This is a genomic window from Lysobacter sp. 22409, from assembly GCF_052045105.1.
GTDB classification, from domain to species: domain Bacteria; phylum Pseudomonadota; class Gammaproteobacteria; order Xanthomonadales; family Xanthomonadaceae; genus Lysobacter; species Lysobacter antibioticus_B.
Genome location: NZ_JBQEOE010000105.1, coordinates 1 through 3,035 on the forward strand (window position 1 = coordinate 1; position 3,035 = coordinate 3,035).

General features: G+C 66.9%; 2 protein-coding genes. Both read right to left on the reverse strand.

What is annotated here, in order from left to right; translation table 11 throughout:
* A partial coding sequence (locus tag ACTJJK_RS23150) for an autotransporter domain-containing protein (protein WP_440731364.1) occupies positions 1-1,973 on the reverse strand: 1,973 nt, incomplete at its 3' end.
* A 225-nt stretch (positions 1,974-2,198) separates the two neighbouring features.
* Positions 2,199-3,035, reverse strand: an 837-nt coding sequence (locus ACTJJK_RS23155; RefSeq protein ID WP_440731101.1) for an autotransporter domain-containing protein, incomplete at its 5' end; no start/stop codon positions are given.

Consider the following 3,035-nt stretch of genomic DNA (forward strand, 5'->3'; position numbering starts at 1 on the left):
CCCCAATCCGCATCGCCGCCCGACGAGGATGCGCGTGCGCCGACGCCGAGCACCGAACCGTTGCCGAAACGGTGGTCGAAGTCCACCAAGGCCTGCCCCCAGCTGCGGTCCAGTTCGCCGCCGGGCAGATCGAACCCGAACAGGTCGATGATCTCGCCGCGCGTGCCGCTGACCGTCTTGTCCAGACGGCGGACCGCTTCCAGCGACACCGTCAGTTCGTTGCTGCCGCCGATCCGGCCCGAGAACGCCGTGCCCAAGCGCGCATCGCGCGTCGTCCAATCGCTGCGCTCGAAGCGCGACGGGAAACCGCCGCCGTCTTCGCTGTAAGCATCCAGCTCGGTCTTGCTCCAGGTGTAGGACAGGTACGGCGAAACTCTCACCCTGCCCCACTGCGCCGCGTCCTTCCAGTCCAAACGCGCGCGCAGCGCCGCCACCTTCGCATCCGGCCGCGCCGACGAGGTATGCACATCGGTGCCATTGTAGTAACGACGCTGCGAATCGACATCGAACCGGCCGGAATAGCCCAGCAGGCTGCCCTGCCATTGTTCGCCGAACTTGAACGCCGCCTCGCCGAGCAGGTATTCGCCTTCGGACTTGCCTTGGCTGCCAAGGTCCCACTCCTGCCGCGCCTTGGCCTTGCCCAGGCCCAGGCCCAGGCGCGCCGGACCGAGGTCGGTGCAGACACCGACTTCCAACTGCTCAATGCGGGTTTTGCTCTCGTCGTAATCGGCCGCCTCGGCATTGGCCCAGGCGCAAGAGCCGTCGGACTCGCTCGCCAGGCCGTTATCGAGCAGCGAGCGATGGTGCGCGCCCGACAGCGTCGCGTTGGCCAGGCCGCTCAGGCCCAGGGTCAGGCGCTGGTTGGCATCGATCAGGCTGCGTCGGTAGGCCGCCACGTCCAGCAGAAAACCGCCGTTCGGCCCCTTGACCCGCGCGATCCAGATCTGATCGCGGAAGCCTAGGCCCGCGATCACCGATCCGTCGGCATTGACCCCTTGCACCTTCGCCCAAGTGGGGTCGATCGCGAACTCGACGCCGTAGCCGGCCAGCCATTGCTGGATCGACAGCGTTCCGGTCTGCTCGGACCAACGGAAGACATTCCTCTGTCCTCCCGGACCACCGTAGGTTTCGCCGACGATCACCTGCCCGTCGGCGGATATTTTGGTCGGCAAACTGCCCTTCATCGACGGCAACAGGCCGAGCAAGCGCACGCCGGCCGCCTGGTCCCAGACGTAGGCCTGTTGAATCCGCTCGCCCGAGTTCGTGACGATGACCCCGGTGATGCGGCTGCCGTCGTGCGAAACGTCTACCGCGGCCTCCAGCGCGCTGCCGAGCGCCGCATCGATGAAGAACGGCGCGCGCCCGTCCTGCCACACGAACACCCGCGGGTTCACCCCGTTTCCGCTGGCCCGACCGATGACCGTGCGTCCGTCGCCGGAAAGCGCACCGGGATCGAACAACGAGTAGCCCTGCCAGTCGCCGGCTACCGGCATCACCTCCACGCCCCGATCGGAACGCCAGCGGAAGACCTCACGCCGGAAATTGCTGTTCAAACGTTGCCCGGCGATGATCCGCCCGTCCGCGGACATGTCCTGGGCAATGGCGGAGTAGCCGGGGACATCCACCACCCGTATCCCGCCTTCGCGCGTCCACAGCGCCGGCGCCCAGCGTCGGTCCGGTAGCCCCGATACCGAATCGGGCAGGTTCAACAACACCACGGAACCGTCCCCGGATATCGCACGCAACTCGAAATCTTGGCTGGAAAGCCCGGGGAACGTCAGGATGTCGGTACGCCCTTGCGATCGGGTCCAATGGAACGCGGTGGCGTGGAAAAGGCCGGCCACGGCACGGCCGTCGTCGGACAACAGCGACCAGCCCATGGAAAATTCCGGGCCGATCACGTCCACTTCCACCGCCGCCCGGGCGGAACCGCAAACGGCCAGAACGGCCAACGTCAAAATCGCTGCGCGCATAGTCCAATCCTTGGTGGTCGAGCGAAGTCATCAGGGACAGGCCCCGGGCTCTCATGCACTGATGATCCTAGGCGGCCGTCGCATCGACTGAAACTGCACCGACAGCGCCGCCGGTCACGCTATGGCGCTTTCCCCCGCACTTACCGTACGACACTCATACGTTTCGGCCGGCGCCGCCGGCCGCGCGACCGCCAGGAAACAGCCCGGGCGGCCGCTGGCCGCAGCCTAGAAGGCCAGCCGATAGCTCGCCGACACACCCCAATCCGCATCGCCGCCCGACGAGGATGCGCGTGCGCCGACGCCGAGCACCGAACCGTTGCCGAAACGGTGGTCGAAGTCCACCAAGGCCTGCCCCCAGCTGCGGTCCAGTTCGCCGCCGGGCAGATCGAACCCGAACAGGTCGATGATCTCGCCGCGCGTGCCGCTGACCGTCTTGTCCAGACGGCGGACCGCTTCCAGCGACACCGTCAGTTCGTTGCTGCCGCCGATCCGGCCCGAGAACGCCGTGCCCAAGCGCGCATCGCGCGTCGTCCAATCGCTGCGCTCGAAGCGCGACGGGAAACCGCCGCCGTCTTCGCTGTAAGCATCCAGCTCGGTCTTGCTCCAGGTGTAGGACAGGTACGGCGAAACTCTCACCCTGCCCCACTGCGCCGCGTCCTTCCAGTCCAAACGCGCGCGCAGCGCCGCCACCTTCGCATCCGGCCGCGCCGACGAGGTATGCACATCGGTGCCATTGTAGTAACGACGCTGCGAATCGACATCGAACCGGCCGGAATAGCCCAGCAGGCTGCCCTGCCATTGTTCGCCGAACTTGAACGCCGCCTCGCCGAGCAGGTATTCGCCTTCGGACTTGCCTTGGCTGCCAAGGTCCCACTCCTGCCGCGCCTTGGCCTTGCCCAGGCCCAGGCCCAGGCGCGCCGGACCGAGGTCGGTGCAGACACCGACTTCCAACTGCTCAATGCGGGTTTTGCTCTCGTCGTAATCGGCCGCCTCGGCATTGGCCCAGGCGCAAGAGCCGTCGGACTCGCTCGCCAGGCCGTTATCGAGCAGCGAGCGATGGTG